The sequence below is a fragment of the Psychrobacter sp. T6-6 genome (assembly GCF_052258185.1).
Lineage (GTDB): Bacteria > Pseudomonadota > Gammaproteobacteria > Pseudomonadales > Moraxellaceae > Psychrobacter.
This window is the reverse complement of record NZ_JBQQEX010000002.1, coordinates 605,164-619,627: the sequence shown is the minus strand read 5'-3', so window position 1 is coordinate 619,627 and position 14,464 is coordinate 605,164. Positions and strand designations below refer to the sequence as shown.

Here is a 14,464-nt window from a genome sequence, read left to right as displayed (position 1 = left end):
GGCTATTTACTGATATGACGGTTGATAAACCGACTATCATGAGCAATATACCTACTATTCGTAATTAAGCATTATCAATACCGCGTGGCCCTCAGTACTATATTGAACCACACTGAATTGAACCACACTGGAAATCGAGCCTTATAGCCGGTTTTGAACCGACACACAAACCTACCTTTTAAAAAGATATCTTCTATGACTGATAAAAGCACTGATACCCCAAGCCAAGATTACAAAGATACGCTAAACCTTGCGGACACGCCATTTGCGATGCGTGCGAACCTTGCCAAACGCGAGCCAGATTGGTTGGCTGCTTGGGAAGCAGATGACGTGTACGGTAAAATTCGTCAGGCACGTAAGGGTGCGACCAAGTATATTTTGCACGATGGCCCTCCGTATGCCAACGGTCAGATTCACTTGGGTCATGCAGTTAATAAAGTACTCAAAGACATTATCGTAAAATCAAAAACGCTATCAGGATTTGACGCGCCTTATGTCCCTGGTTGGGACTGTCATGGTCTGCCGATCGAACAAAAGGTCGAAGCCAAAGTTGGTAAAGTGGGTAAAAAAGTCTCAGCAACTGAGTTTCGCGGTCTATGCCGCGAGTATGCGAGCACTCAGATTGAATTGCAAAAAGCAGACTTCAAGCGTTTAGGGGTATTTGGTGATTGGGACAACCCTTATTTGACCATGAACTTCGCGCAGGAAGCCAATATCGTACGCGCGCTTGCCAAAATCTATGACAATGGTCATGTGACGCGCGGTATGAAGCCAGTCAACTGGTGCTTGGACTGTAGCTCAGCTCTTGCAGAAGCTGAAGTAGAATATCAAGACAAGGTCTCTGACGCGATCTATGTCAGTTTTGATGTACTTGATACGGACAAAATAGCCGCATTGGCAGATATCGCAAATAACATCGCTGCGGTTATTTGGACGACCACGCCGTGGACACTGCCTGCTAACCAAGCAATCTCAGTCCATCCTGAGCATAACTATAGTGTCGTTGCGACTTCAAGGGGCAATTTGCTACTCGCTGCTGATCTGGTTGAAACTGCATTGAGTGAGCTTAAACTAGACAATAACGGTATCTTAGCAACTGTATCAGGTAGTGAGCTTGAAGGCCTACGTGCTCAGCATCCACTGATTGAAGACCGTCAAGTGCCACTCATCTTGGGCGATCATGTCACTACCGATAGTGGTACTGGTCTGGTACATACCGCACCTGGTCACGGTTTAGACGATTATATCGTGGGTCTAAAATATAACTTACCTGTTGAAAACCCAGTAGGCGGTACGGGCGTTTATTTAGATAGCGCGGCGGTATTTGCAGGTGAGCACATCTATAAAGCCAATCCAAAAATCATCGCTGCCCTACATGACAATGGTCACTTAGTCAGCCATACCAAAATCGAGCACAGCTATCCGCATTGCTGGCGTCATAAGTCGCCAATTATTTTCCGTGCGACCCCGCAGTGGTTTATCAATATGGAAACCCAGGGTCTGCGTGCTCGCGCGCTTGCTGACATCCCGTCGGTGAACTGGACACCAGCATGGGGACAGAACCGCATCGAGGCGATGATGAATGGTCGTCCTGACTGGTGTATCTCACGTCAGCGTACGTGGGGCGTGCCAATTACGTTCTTTACCCACAAAGAAACAGGCGAGTTGCACCCAAACACGCTTGAGCTGATGGAAAATGCCGCACAAAAAATCGCTGAGGGCGGTGTTGAGGCTTGGTTTGATGCCAGCTGTGAGGACTTCTTAGGCAATGAAGCGGCTGACTATGACAAAGCAACGGACACGTTGGACGTGTGGTTCGATTCGGGCACGACGCATTTTGCGGTACTTGACCAGCGCGATGAGCTGACTAATCCAGCTGATATGTATCTAGAAGGCTCTGACCAACATCGCGGTTGGTTCCAGACCTCTCTACTGACCTCAGAAGCCATATATGAGCGTCCACCGTTCAAGCAGGTATTGACCCATGGCTTTGTGGTTGATGAAAACGGTCGTAAGATGAGTAAGTCATTGGGCAACATCATCACCCCGCAAGAAGAGATCAATAAAACGGGCGCTGACATGCTGCGTCTGTGGATTGCGTCTAGCGATTATCGTTATGAGATGAGCGCTGGTAAAGCATCATTTAAAGGGGCAATAGATCAATATCGCCGTATCCGTAATACTCTGCGTTTCTTACTTGCCAATACCGATGACTTCGATCCAGCTACTGACAGCATTGACATCAATGAGTTGGTTAGCCTTGATAAATTCATCATTGAGCGTGCGCAAACTGTACAAGCGCAAATTATGAGTGCTTATGATGCGATGGACTTTCACCAGGTCACGCAGCACGTAACGGCGTTCTGCTCGCAAGACTTGGGTAGTTTCTATCTAGATATTATCAAGGATCGTCAGTACACCACGCAGGCAAATGGACAGCCGCGTCGCTCTGCACAGACGGCCATCTACCATATCACTCATGCACTGATTCGCTGGATCACACCAATTTTGTCATTCACGGCGCAAGAAGCATGGGAAGTGCTGAACCAACGTGAAGCAGACAAAGGCGGCTATGTATTCACTCAAGAGTGGTACGAGTTCCCAGCGTTTGAGCTGAGTGACATCAGCAACGATGACTGGCAGCGCATTATGTTTGCCAAAGACATGGTAAACAAACATATTGAGACCGCACGTGGCGAAAAAATCATCAATGCTAACTTGTCTGCTGATGTAAGCCTATATGCTGACGGTGCTATGCATGAGAGCTTAGCCAAGCTGGGTGAAGAACTGCGCTTTGTATTGATTACCAGTAAAGCAGCGCTAAAACCGATGAGCGAAGCACCTGCTGATAGCGTCAAGCAGACAGACGATACGGACGCAGAGAGTACAGAAGAGGTTGTGGACTTAGTCGTACAAGTAAGTGCAGCTAGCGGTACTAAGTGCGTACGCTGCTGGCACATTCGTGATGACATCGGCACAGATAGCGCGCACCCTGAACTATGCGCGCGCTGCGTGACCAATGTCAGTGGTGACGGCGAGGTGCGTTACTATGCCTAACCCAACGGATTCACCTGAAAGCCCGCATGACTCGCAGGTTGAGGTTGACCATTCGCCTAAACCTGCTCATGCGACCACAGGTAGCTCGACCACGCCTAGAAGTCGTCTGACTAAAGTGCCAAAGATGGTAGCTAACGGCAGTCGCGCTTTTATGTGGTATGCGCTGGCGATAATTATCGTCATTATCGATCAATGGACCAAATGGCTGGCAGAAACCAAACTGACCTTTCACGATCCAGTGCCAGTGATTGAGCCATTTCTCAATTGGACACTCGCTTATAATTACGGTGCGGCGTTTAGCTTTTTAGCGGATGCGGGCGGTTGGCAGAAGTGGTTTTTTTCGGGACTGGCATTACTCATGTCACTGGTCTTGATTGTTTATCTGATTAAAGCACCGCGCAAGGCTACCTTGCTATCATTTGGTCTGGCTTTAGTATTGGGCGGCGCAGTTGGTAACCTCATCGATCGTCTATTGCATGGTCATGTGATTGATTTTATCCATGTGCACTATGCTGATGTTTGGCATTATCCAATTTTTAATATCGCGGATATTGGTATCTCTATCGGTGTATTATTGATTATCATTGATATGCTGTTTTTGGAAAAAAAGCGTGAAATGCCACGGTCATAAATGTATGTAGCTAGAGATATTAATTCAACTTATAAATAAAAAAGGTGGGTTACGCAGTCGTAATCCACCTTTTTTTTCGACCTATTTATTACTTTCATCGCAAAGGTATTGATGCTACTGACCAAAGCCCTACTGATAACGTTTTAGAAAAACTCTGTCAAAGCCTCTAACCCGCCACCTGCCAGTAAAAACAACAACCCTGCCATATTGATGACAACGGTCAAATAATAGGTCACACGAAATTCAGGCTTTTGTGATTTGTGACGCAGATACGTCTGAGCCAATAGCGCGCCTACCCAACCGCCGAGCGCGCTCAGCACGTGCAAGGTTGACTCGGGCGTACGCCAGTCGCCACTTTGCGCGGCCGCCTTATCTTTGGCATACATGCCATAAGTAATAACCCCTAGCACTACGTACCAGCCGACCACCAGCCAGCTCAGTTTATCTGTCGCTGCTAATAATGCTAAGACACCATAAAAGGCAATGCCAAGGAACGAGCGTTTCTTCTGTCCTGCTTCAAACTCTGCTTGATGGTTACGCTTCTGATTGCGCTGACGGATCTGCTGGTTCTTTTGTGCCATTTTTTGCTGCACAAAGCCAAGCTCCTGTACTTCCTTGGCTTGCCTGCGCCCTTGCTCATCTTGTCCAATACTAAAGACCACTGCCTCGCCAACATTGGGACGGCGCTGCGCTCTAAATTCACTCACATGAAAGAAGATTGAATCCCCTGCCTCGGTTTCGATAAAGCCAAACCCTTTATCATCCTGCCATTTTTTGACAGTGCCTTGTTGTTTATTCACCACCGACACCTCATATCTTTTAGAATTGCCAATTATAGTACACCATATGCGTTACATTATTGACGCTTACATCTGGCCTTAGATGGCTTATTATTTCTTACACTATAATACTGTAATTACTGCAACTAAAGAGACTGCAATCCAACGCAGCATTTTCTATTCATTTATTCTAGCAACCGATGGCTTTTTATTATGACTCAATCTCAATTTATTAATCCAAACGAAGACACTCGTATCGCTTACGGTAGCCTTGTAAAGCTGCACTTTGAAGTGTCATTAGAAAACGGCACTATCATCGACTCAACCTTTAATCGAGATGCGCCTGTGTCATTGACTATCGGTGATGAGAGCTTGTTGCCTGGTTTTGAGCAAGTGCTGATGAACCTACGTGCCGGTGACACGCGTACCGCTCACCTTGAGCCAGAACAAGCGTTTGGCGAATGGAATCCTGAAAACATCCAACACTTTAGCCGTACTCAGTTTGCCCTCGTCGCTGACAACCCAGAGATTGGTATGATGGTTGAGTTCGAAGACAAAGGCAAAAACACCCTACCCGGTACGATCAGCGCCATCGATGAGGACCAAGTCGAAGTAGACTTCAACCATCCACTAGCAGGGCAAGATGTTCTGTTTAAAGTAAAAGTCTTTAAGGTCACACCGCCTGGTGTTACTGGTATCAAATTGATGTAAACATCAATAAGTACAACCCCTCTAAAAATAAATATCGATAAAAAACAGTCAAAAAGGAGACTTGCATGCAGTATCAAATATTACCGCAACTCGATGAAAAAGTATCTAAGATCTGTCTAGGTACGATGACTTGGGGACAGCAAAACAATGAAGCTGAGGCTCATGAGCAAATGGACATGGCACTCTCTGAAGGTGTGAACTTTTGGGATACTGCCGAGATGTATCCGTCACCACCAGACAAAGACAAACAGGGTGATACCGAGCGATTCATGGGTACTTGGTTTGACAAGACCAAACAGCGTGACAAAGTTGTTCTTGCTAGCAAAATATCACCCATGGATTTTTTGCGCGATGGTCAAACGCGCTTTAACGCGCAGCATATCAGTAGCGCTATTGACGGCAACCTTGAGCGTCTACAAACCGATTATATCGATATCTATCAGCTGCATTGGCCTGAGCGTAAAACAAACTTTTTCGGTCAGCGCGGCTATACAGAAGACATGGCAGCGCAGTCATTAGATGACTTAACGCCCTTTCTAGAGACCATTCAGGCGCTGAACGACGAGATCAAAAAAGGTCGCATTCGTGCTTACGGTTTATCAAACGATACCGCCTGGGGTCTCATGCGCTACTTATGGGAAGCGGATAAAAACGGCTTGATTGCACCCATTACCGTGCAAAACCCATATAGTTTGTTGAACCGGTTGTATGAAGTTAATATGGCTGAGATTGCCCATCGTGAGAATGTTGGTCTACTTGCGTATTCACCGCTTGGTTTTGGTGTGTTGTCTGGTAAATACCTCGATGGCAAACGTCCAGCTGGTGCGCGCCTGACGATGTATGAGCGTTTTGGGCGTTATGTGAATGAGCAAGCCAAATCAGCCACTGAGCAATATGCCAAGATAGCCGCTGAGGCAGGTCTAGATATGGCACAGATGTCATTAGCCTTTGTGAACTCTCGCCACTTCGTCACCAGTAACATCATTGGCGCCACGACGACCGAACAGCTTAAATCAAACATCGATAGTGTCAATGTAGAGCTGACAGCAGATGTGTTAGAGGCTATTGAAGCGGTACATGCGCAGCAGCCTAATCCATCACCATAGCTCGTTGGAGGACATAAGTGCTGATAGCGTTTACTGCGTGATATTGTATTCAGCCTATCAGCACTAACACAAAAAAAGGCGCAAATCGGAGTCATATAACTCACAGTTTGCGCCTTTTTGTTGGCTAGACTGCTTATTGCCTGGACTGCGTTAAAAGCACTACAAGCACTCGGTACTACAAGTCTATCAGTCCTGTGCTAAGCACTCTTGAATGCAGCTCTGCTAAGCCTTCTTGCATACGTGCCTGCAATACATTAGTCAGCTCACTTTTAGTACAGCCTTTTGGATCGATCGGTGCTAATGGTAAGACATAAGCGGTGACATCTTTGCTATCGAGCACTTTTTTCATGCTCTCTTTCATGGTCAGTTTGCCATAGTATGGTAGCGCATCACTTAAGGTGCCCTCTTTATCAACATAAGCAATGATGATTGGTCTGATAGGTACGTCAGCGTCTATGGCTGATTGTAGCAGTGTCCCATGAATGCGCTTGATTTTTTTGCCACTGGTTGTGGTAGCTTCAGGGAAGAACACCACCGAAAAACCTTTGGCTAAGAAATCAGCTATTTGTGAGGATACTGAACCTGCGTCACCGGAACCACGCTCAATGAAAAGCGTCCCTGCGGCGTGAGCGAGCTTGCCAAATACAGGCCACTCACCAATCTCAGCTTTGGATAAAAAGAATGCTGGACTTACCGTGCCAACAACAGGGATATCCATCCATGAGACATGGTTCGATACCCATAACCCGTGAAGCTGCTCTACAGGCTCAACTTCAACTACTTTTACCCCAAACGAGCCTACCATCTTGCGACAAAACGTCTGAATATAGCGTGGTAGTTTTTCGCGTGGTGGCTGCTTAAATGCACCGATACGCTGTGCCGCACGTAAACCGCCGACCATGGTCGTGGTCATACCAGCGATTTGCTTGCCGCGGCCCAACTGTCGTCTGAGTGAAAAGCTTGATTTAGCTTGGCTCATCTGCGCCCTCATGATTAAATAACGGGTGTTTAATGGTCAAAAAACGAGCCCAGTATAGCAAAGTTCGCACGCTCAGTGATAGCTTGTTCACTCAGTATGTGTTTACTTTTATACAAATGGGCAATAAAGCAGATTTATAACAATTTATCCACAGCAAACGCTGTAACATAAAACTATCGCTAATTGTGCTAATGCCCTTTAATATCAAGTGATACGACCACATATAAAGAACCATATAAACGCTACGATAAGGCTTACGAAGCTGATGATAGCGAGACATTTACTTTATTAAATAGGTGATACTCTTTGGATTATTTTGAAAGACATGAAGGTGGCGAGCGCGCCATTTTAGTACATTTAGACATCCGCCAAATTCAAGATCCTGACGATCTGGGCGAATTTGAGCTATTGGCTGATTCGGCAGGTGCCGATCGTTTGGCACTGGTTACGGGCTCACGCTCACGTCCTGATGCCAAGTACTTCGTCGGTAGCGGCAAAGCAGAAGAAATTGCAGAAATGGTACGCGAACACGATGCCGATATTGTACTGTTTAACCACAGCTTGTCGCCTTCACAGGAGCGTAATATCGAAGCGCTAGTGAAGTGTCGCGTGTTGGATCGTACGGGTTTGATTTTGGATATTTTTGCACAGCGTGCCCGTACCTACGAAGGCAAGCTGCAAGTAGAGTTAGCGCAGCTCAACCACCTATCAACCCGTCTGGTACGTGGTTGGACACATTTGGAGCGTCAAAAAGGTGGTATTGGTCTGCGTGGACCTGGTGAGACCCAGCTTGAGACCGATCGCCGTCTACTACAGACTCGCGTCAATCAGCTCAAGAGCAAACTAGAAAAAGTTCGTCAAACTCGCGCGCAGGGCCGTGCCCGTCGACAAAAATCTGATGTACCGACTATCTCACTTGTCGGCTATACCAATGCGGGTAAATCGACGTTGTTCAATCGCTTGGTCGACGAAAATATCTACGCTGCTGATAAGCTGTTTGCCACACTGGATCCAACACTGCGCCGTTTGGACTGGCAAGGTGTTGGGCGCGTGGTGCTGGTCGATACCGTTGGTTTCGTCCGTCATCTACCGCATGAGCTGGTTGAGTCTTTCCATGCAACGTTAGAGGAGACGCTAGAGGCGGACTTATTGCTGCACGTCATTGACTCCTCAAGTGAAGACATGCATGAGCAAATTCAAGCAGTCAAGGAAGTATTGGCAGAGATCGACAACGATGTGCCTGTGCTCAATGTCTATAACAAGATCGATCTGACTGATGAGCCTGCACATATCGGCTATGCGAGTGAAGGACAGCCAAACCGCGTCTATGTCTCTTCTAGAGAGAACCTCGGTATGGAAGGACTAACACTTGCGGTACAGCAATTGCTTACTGGCAAACTGACTACGTTTGATTTGACCTTGCCCTACGATGCTGGACAGTTCAAAAATACCTTGTATGAGCTGGGTGTTATCTTAGAAGAAAGCTATGACGACACGGGGCGTGAGTGTCTTACTATTCGCTTACCAAGTGATCGTTTGCGACAGCTACTTGGTCAAGCCAACCTAAAACCAATAGATGTGTTACCACTTGCCCAAGCCACACTATTGATGCCGGTACTCGAGGAATTCGAGAAGGTAGACAATATTGAAGAGCCGACGATGACAGAAGCCGAAGAAAAGGCGTTTGACGAGTTTGATGCGCTGAGCTCTGAAGCGATAGATTCAGAAAAATAACCCCTTATCCCGATAAGGCTATTGATTATTGGGTGATGCCAGATAGTACTTAGTATATAGTTAAATCATAAATGGACGGTATCAATTGATATCGTCCATTTTTTTGGATATACAGTGCTATTGCTTGTACGCTTTATTAGTTGGCTCACTCTCTATATAATCGCCTGTTATACATTCAACAAATATTGATAGATAGCATCAACTAGCCAAGAGCCATAATCTCAAAATTAACGGTGTTCACAACATCACCCTCTCTATAGTATTCTTGATGCTATTACTCACTCGCTTTTGCATATAGTCTATCTATAGCTGACTTGGCCACACTACTTATGAAGCCTACTCAATCCTCACATATACCGCTGTGGCTTGCGTTAATTCTAACGCTAACCATGGTTATCACTGTTCGTGAAACTGCTGTCATTCTCTGTCAAATGGCTGGTATCGAAAAAGCCGCCAACATCGTGGGATTGGTCGCGATGTTTGTTATCTTGATGGTATGGCGCCTGAGCAAGGGATTACCCAACTGGATGACTAGAGCAAGTAACACCTTGCTAGTCGATAGTGGTTTCGCTTTTTTGCCCGTTTCGGCGGGTGCAGGCTTGTTGTTATTTGCGTTAGGAGATGAGCTATGGGGAGTGATGATAACGATGCTGATCAGTACACTCATACCACTGTGGGGACTTGCGATACTAGCCAACCGTTGGTTAAATCAAGATGCCAATGCTGATAGTGTGACCACTAATGAGCAAAAGGGACAGCAGTGAGCTGCGGAGAGATATTATGACTTTTGATAGCGTATTGATGGCGACCCTAGCGGCTGTACTCTTAACTTTAGTAGCACACGTGACTGCTCGTGTCTTGGCACGTAAATTGATTTGGTTACCGATGGTCATTACCGCACTCGTTCTCGTACTGGTCTTCTTGTTTGTATTGCAATGGGACTACAACAACTACTATAGCGCAGCCAAGCCCGTATTCGATCATCTCTTGGGATATGTCACTGTACTATTGGCCGTGCCACTAGCAGCAATGAACTTTAAAGGCTTACCAGTCAAAAAACTGACTATAATCGTTGCAATTGCTAGCGTCGTTGGCGCCCTACTGCCCATGTCGCTGGCTTATCTGTTTTCGCTCAGCCATGACACCATACTGGCATTCGCTACCCGCTCTGTGACCACACCTATTGGACTCAGTGTCGCAGATTTAATTAAAGCGCCATTAGCGATGGCTAACCTTATCATTATCGTCTCAGGTCTCATCGGCGGCACGGTCGCGCGCTTTTTATTTCGCGGCGTTAATGATGATCGTGCCAAAGGGCTGGCGCTCGGACTGGCCGCTCATGCATTTGGTACCGTAGAGGCATGGCAAATCAGTCATACGGCTGGACGTTATGCTGCCTTTGGACTGGCTGTCAATGGTCTGGTTACTGCTGTCTGGGTACCTGTATTTATCAGTGCCCTTATTGCTTAACACTTAGACCTTTCTAACTGCTGGCTTTAGTAACAGGCTATAATAACTGGTCGATAGCTATGTTGTCGTTTTTTACCGTTGCTGAACACGATTTTGATCTTGGTATGTGTGGCAACCTCTGTTCTAAGCACTGTTTTTAATTTTTGACACTACCTGAACTAAATACTATTTCTGAGCGTTATTTTTAAACATTGTCATCATGATTAAACTTTAGAGCGTTAAGATGCTGCATTCACTTTGAAATAGACTGCAAGCAATTAGAGGTCGCATGATATGAGGGTTTCGCTCGAAAGTCTCTGAACCTATAGCATGGTACGCACCTTACATTGCACGATGGTAAAAACTTGATTTTACAACTTATTTTGCCAATCTAATACGGCAAAAAGTTATTATATGTTATAGTAAGCAACTATTATTTTTTGTATCTATTGCAAGTGGTTCTTATTAGACGTGGCATCCGCAGAGTAGCTGTGTTCATGATGAGCTACAAAATCCGGCATTACTGATAACCGCTTAAACGCACAAAACAACGCGTCTATAGTCAAAACAATTTGCCATTATTCGATGAAAAGTGATAACACTATGATAAATACTGCTACTTTGATTACTCGCTGTTTGTCTCCTATTTTATTAAGTGCAATTGCTCTGTCTAGTTTTTCTGTTGCTGCCAATGCTGGCAATATGTATATCTATAAAGACAAAGGTGGGCAAGTATTACTGACCAACGTAAACCCTAGTGGAAATTTTGATAAATTTACGAAAAAAGTAAAAGTCACTTATTATAAAGATTCTAAAACGTATGATAGTGGCAGTAGCAGCAACAGTTATGGCAGCAGCGCTGCTAGCAATAGCGGCAGCCGCAATGCTTATGACAGCTACATTCGCGCCTCTGCTGAACGTCATGGCGTAGATCCAGGCTTGATGAAAGCGATGATGCATACCGAATCTGCTTTTAATCCTAATGCCCGCTCGCCAGTAGGTGCTCAAGGCCTCATGCAGTTGATGCCTGCCACAGCCCGTCGATTCAAAGTAAGTAATCCTTGGAACCCTGCCGATAATATCGAAGGCTCTGCCAAATATATCGCTTGGCTCATGCGCCGCTTCAACAACAACGTCGAGTATGCCATAGCAGGTTACAACGCTGGCGAAGGCAATGTTGATAAATACGGCGGTATTCCTCCATTTAAAGAAACGCGTAACTATGTTCAAAAGGTCATGAGCCGCTATCATAGCCTGTATAAAAATGATGCAGGTCTATCTGGTGCAAGCATCAACGCTAGCAATCAGACAGGCAGTACCATTGCAGGTAACGGTCTACAAAACGTCAGTTATGGTACCAGTAGTAATGTGAATAGTGCTAGCTACGCTAACTCAGCTTATGATGCTTTGCGCTAAATTTAAGTTTACATGCTATTAGGTCTAAAGACTCTCTAACTAAGAACTCACTAACTAGACACCAACTAAATATTAAGACACAAAAAAGCCCGTTAAAAGACTAACGGGCTTTTTTGTGCTTGGATGCTCTACTCTAGATTAAAGCAAAAAGTAGAGCCAAGCTGCGGGTGCTCATTGAGCACCCGCAGCCTTGTCCAATATACGTCGTGCTTACTTGTTAGCAGCCTGAGTTGCAGCAACTTCAGCAGCGAAGTCTTCTTGCTTCTTCTCGATGCCTTCGCCAACTTCTAGACGTTTGAAACCAAGTACTTTTACGCCTTCAGCTTTTAGTACGTCACCAACTTTTTTCTCATTGTCCATAACGTATGGCTGACGCAGTAAAGTAACTTCGTCTAGGTACTTACGTAGGCCACCTTCGATCATTTTTTCAATGATGTTGTCAGGCTTGCCAGACTCTTTTGCTTTTGCTTCGATGATGTCTTTTTCGCGTGCTAGTACGTCAGCCGCAACATCTTCGTCATCTACAGCAACAGGGTTAAACGCTGCAATATGCATTGCAAGGTTCTTACCAGTATCAGCATCACCGCCTTCATAAGAGACAACAACACCGATGCGTAGACCATGACGGTACGATGCAATGTTTGCGCCTTCAAGCGTTTCAACGCGGCGGATTTGGATGTTTTCACCAATTTTTTGTACTAGTGATACACGTGCTTCTTCTACAGTTTGACCATCGCCATAAGGCAATGCAGAGATAGCAGCAACGTCAGTGACGTTGTTTTCTAGTGCAAGGTTAGCTACTTTTTCTGCAAATGCAGTGAAGCTGTCATCTTTTGCAACGAAGTCAGTTTGGCAGTTAACTTCTAATAGGAATGCTTTGCCTTCGCCTTGAGCGATGATGATAGCGCCGTCAGCTGCGATGTTACCCGCTTTTTTAGCTGCTTTTGCTTGACCAGATTTACGTAGGTTATCAATGGCAACTTCAACATCACCGTTTGATTCTTCTAACGCTTTTTTACATTCCATCATGCCAAGACCAGTACGGTCACGCAATTCTTTTACCATTTTGGCAGATACTTTTACTTCTGTCATAAGAGTCACCTTAGTATAGTTATTTATAGGAGCACTGTATTTCTAAGTGCTGTATTTCTATTCGATATCTTGGTATTACTTAAAATCTAGCAGACAGCTCGTTTTGAACGATTACTAATATAACCGTAGTTGATGTCAAACAGATAACATCTCTACAGTACAGCGATATGACCAGTAGGAACGATAATACTCGCCCGATAGCGACTCGCTTATACACATGGTGTTATTAATAATGCTTTATTCAATAACAAGGCATGACGAGTAAAACTACATCATGCCTATTATGAGCTTGTACGCTGTTTAACCTATTGTGTGAATACTGATAAACGCGTTATCAAGGTATACTTACAACGTTAAACTTTTTGATTCAGTTACTTACTCTGCTGGAGTAGCAGCTTCTTCTGCAGCTGGTGCTTCTTCAGTAGCAGCAGGTGCTTGCTCAGCTTTGCCGCCAGCTTGAGTTTGTGCGTATTCTTTACCAGCGATGATAGCATCAGCCATAGAAGTTACATACAAAGTCACAGCACGGATAGCATCATCGTTAGCTGGGATGATGTAATCAACGTTGTCTGGGCTAGAGTTAGTATCAACGATACCGATAACTGGGATACCCAAGTTCTTGGCTTCTTTGATAGCGATCGCTTCGTGATCTACGTCTACTACAAAGATAGCGTCAGGTAGGCCGCCCATGTCTTTGATACCGCCTAGTGAACGCTCAAGTTTTTCCATATCGCGAGTACGCTCTAACGCTTCACGCTTAGTTAGCTTAGCGAAAGTACCGTCTTCTGCTTGCTTTTCTAGCTCTTTTAGACGGTTGATTGACTGGCGTAGAGTTTTCCAGTTAGTCAACATACCACCTAACCAGCGATGGTCAACGTATGGCATGCCAGCGCGAGCAGCTTGCTCACGTACGATACCACTTGCAGCGCGCTTAGTACCAACAAACAATACTTTGTTTTTCTTAGCAGCTAGGCCGTTTACGTAAGTCAACGCTTCGTTGAATGCTTTTACGGTGTGCTCTAGGTTGATGATATGGATCTTGTTACGTGCACCAAAGATGTATGGTCCCATTTTTGGGTTCCAAAAACGTGTTTGGTGACCAAAGTGAGCACCGGCTTGTAGTAAGTCGCGCATTTCGATTTTGGTTGGGTTCTTTGTAGCCATGAGAATATATCCTATTGGTTGGGTTATGCCTCCACATCACAAAAACAGCCTATTTAGCGACACGCATCTGCTACCGGTTAGTTTTCATTAGTAAAGCACTAACGGTTCACAAATTAATCAAGTCGCCAAACACCCAGCAATTTTTTGCCATGATGTGTGTGTCATTGGTTGGTTTAAAAAAGAAGCTATCATTAGATTCAAGAAACACTCAAATCCAAACTATAAAGCGAATTATAAAAATAGCTGCGCTGTATTTTATCACATAACGCCTTTGAATCTCCAGCTGTTTATCAGTAGCATATCAATAAGATAAAAACAAAATAGAGCGCTAACAAAATAAAAAAAA

12 protein-coding genes are annotated in these 14,464 nt (G+C 45.2%); 8 read left to right on the top strand and 4 right to left on the bottom strand.

Features of this window, described 5'->3' with window-relative positions; genetic code table 11:
• Nucleotides 1-195: 195 nt before the first annotated feature.
• Together ileS and lspA are read left to right on the top strand one after the other, a co-directional pair.
• Complete coding sequence (gene ileS, locus ACTXGL_RS05795) at nt 196-3,057, top strand: isoleucine--tRNA ligase (RefSeq protein WP_443525491.1); 2,862 nt, start codon at nt 196-198, stop codon at nt 3,055-3,057.
• Nucleotides 3,050-3,688: a signal peptidase II gene (gene lspA / locus ACTXGL_RS05790; RefSeq protein WP_443525489.1), complete on the top strand. Its 639-nt coding sequence runs from the start codon at nt 3,050-3,052 to the stop codon at nt 3,686-3,688. Before ileS ends, lspA begins: the two co-directional genes overlap by 8 nt.
• Before the next feature lie 143 nt (nt 3,689-3,831).
• On the opposite strand, the gene ACTXGL_RS05785 is transcribed toward lspA, so the two are convergent.
• Entirely contained in the window at nt 3,832-4,488 is a 657-nt protein-coding gene (locus tag ACTXGL_RS05785) for a DUF1294 domain-containing protein (protein WP_443525487.1), read from the bottom strand.
• A 192-nt stretch (nt 4,489-4,680) separates the two neighbouring features.
• Here ACTXGL_RS05785 and ACTXGL_RS05780 point away from each other — a divergent pair, with 192 nt between their 5' ends.
• Entirely contained in the window at nt 4,681-5,178 is a 498-nt protein-coding gene (locus tag ACTXGL_RS05780; protein WP_443525485.1) for an FKBP-type peptidyl-prolyl cis-trans isomerase, read from the top strand.
• A 65-nt stretch (nt 5,179-5,243) separates the two neighbouring features.
• Nucleotides 5,244-6,284: an aldo/keto reductase gene (locus ACTXGL_RS05775; protein ID WP_443525483.1), complete on the top strand. Its 1,041-nt coding sequence runs from the start codon at nt 5,244-5,246 to the stop codon at nt 6,282-6,284.
• A gap of 175 nt (nt 6,285-6,459) precedes the next feature.
• Here the strand turns inward: ACTXGL_RS05775 and ACTXGL_RS05770 are convergent, their stop codons facing one another.
• Nucleotides 6,460-7,263: a lysophospholipid acyltransferase family protein gene (locus ACTXGL_RS05770; protein WP_443525481.1), complete on the bottom strand. Its 804-nt coding sequence runs from the start codon at nt 7,261-7,263 to the stop codon at nt 6,460-6,462.
• A 306-nt stretch (nt 7,264-7,569) separates the two neighbouring features.
• Between ACTXGL_RS05770 and hflX the strand changes: the two genes are divergently transcribed.
• The 4 genes from hflX to ACTXGL_RS05750 all read left to right on the top strand — a co-directional run bounded on the left by hflX (nt 7,570) and on the right by ACTXGL_RS05750 (nt 11,862).
• Entirely contained in the window at nt 7,570-8,997 is a 1,428-nt protein-coding gene (hflX, locus tag ACTXGL_RS05765; protein WP_443525480.1) for a ribosome rescue GTPase HflX, read from the top strand.
• 329 nt (nt 8,998-9,326) lie between these two features.
• Nucleotides 9,327-9,761: a CidA/LrgA family protein gene (locus tag ACTXGL_RS05760; RefSeq protein ID WP_443525478.1), complete on the top strand. Its 435-nt coding sequence runs from the start codon at nt 9,327-9,329 to the stop codon at nt 9,759-9,761.
• A 16-nt stretch (nt 9,762-9,777) separates the two neighbouring features.
• Complete coding sequence (locus tag ACTXGL_RS05755; RefSeq protein WP_443525476.1) at nt 9,778-10,467, top strand: LrgB family protein; 690 nt, start codon at nt 9,778-9,780, stop codon at nt 10,465-10,467.
• A gap of 582 nt (nt 10,468-11,049) precedes the next feature.
• On the top strand, nt 11,050-11,862 hold the full coding sequence (locus ACTXGL_RS05750) for a lytic transglycosylase domain-containing protein (protein ID WP_443525475.1): 813 nt from the start codon (nt 11,050-11,052) through the stop codon (nt 11,860-11,862).
• A 210-nt stretch (nt 11,863-12,072) separates the two neighbouring features.
• On the opposite strand, the gene tsf is transcribed toward ACTXGL_RS05750, so the two are convergent.
• Entirely contained in the window at nt 12,073-12,954 is an 882-nt protein-coding gene (tsf, locus tag ACTXGL_RS05745; RefSeq protein ID WP_201607368.1) for a translation elongation factor Ts, read from the bottom strand.
• Between the two features lie 375 nt (nt 12,955-13,329).
• Nucleotides 13,330-14,118 (bottom strand): 30S ribosomal protein S2, encoded by a 789-nt coding sequence (gene rpsB / locus ACTXGL_RS05740; RefSeq protein ID WP_201607367.1) that lies wholly within the window; start codon nt 14,116-14,118, stop codon nt 13,330-13,332.
• Between the last annotated feature and the right edge of the window lie 346 nt (nt 14,119-14,464).

Excerpts from the sequence above, each read along its gene's own strand:
- ileS (WP_443525491.1), top strand. The coding sequence starts at position 196 with ATGACTGATAAAAGCACTGATACCCCAAGCCAAGATTACAAAGATACG.
- lspA (WP_443525489.1), top strand. The coding sequence starts at position 3,050 with ATGCCTAACCCAACGGATTCACCTGAAAGCCCGCATGACTCGCAGGTT.
- ACTXGL_RS05780 (WP_443525485.1), top strand. The coding sequence starts at position 4,681 with ATGACTCAATCTCAATTTATTAATCCAAACGAAGACACTCGTATCGCT.
- ACTXGL_RS05775 (WP_443525483.1), top strand. The coding sequence starts at position 5,244 with ATGCAGTATCAAATATTACCGCAACTCGATGAAAAAGTATCTAAGATC.
- ACTXGL_RS05770 (WP_443525481.1), bottom strand. The coding sequence starts at position 7,263 with ATGAGCCAAGCTAAATCAAGCTTTTCACTCAGACGACAGTTGGGCCGC.
- ACTXGL_RS05760 (WP_443525478.1), top strand. The coding sequence starts at position 9,327 with ATGAAGCCTACTCAATCCTCACATATACCGCTGTGGCTTGCGTTAATT.
- ACTXGL_RS05755 (WP_443525476.1), top strand. The coding sequence starts at position 9,778 with ATGACTTTTGATAGCGTATTGATGGCGACCCTAGCGGCTGTACTCTTA.
- ACTXGL_RS05750 (WP_443525475.1), top strand. The coding sequence starts at position 11,050 with ATGATAAATACTGCTACTTTGATTACTCGCTGTTTGTCTCCTATTTTA.
- tsf (WP_201607368.1), bottom strand. The coding sequence starts at position 12,954 with ATGACAGAAGTAAAAGTATCTGCCAAAATGGTAAAAGAATTGCGTGAC.
- rpsB (WP_201607367.1), bottom strand. The coding sequence starts at position 14,118 with ATGGCTACAAAGAACCCAACCAAAATCGAAATGCGCGACTTACTACAA.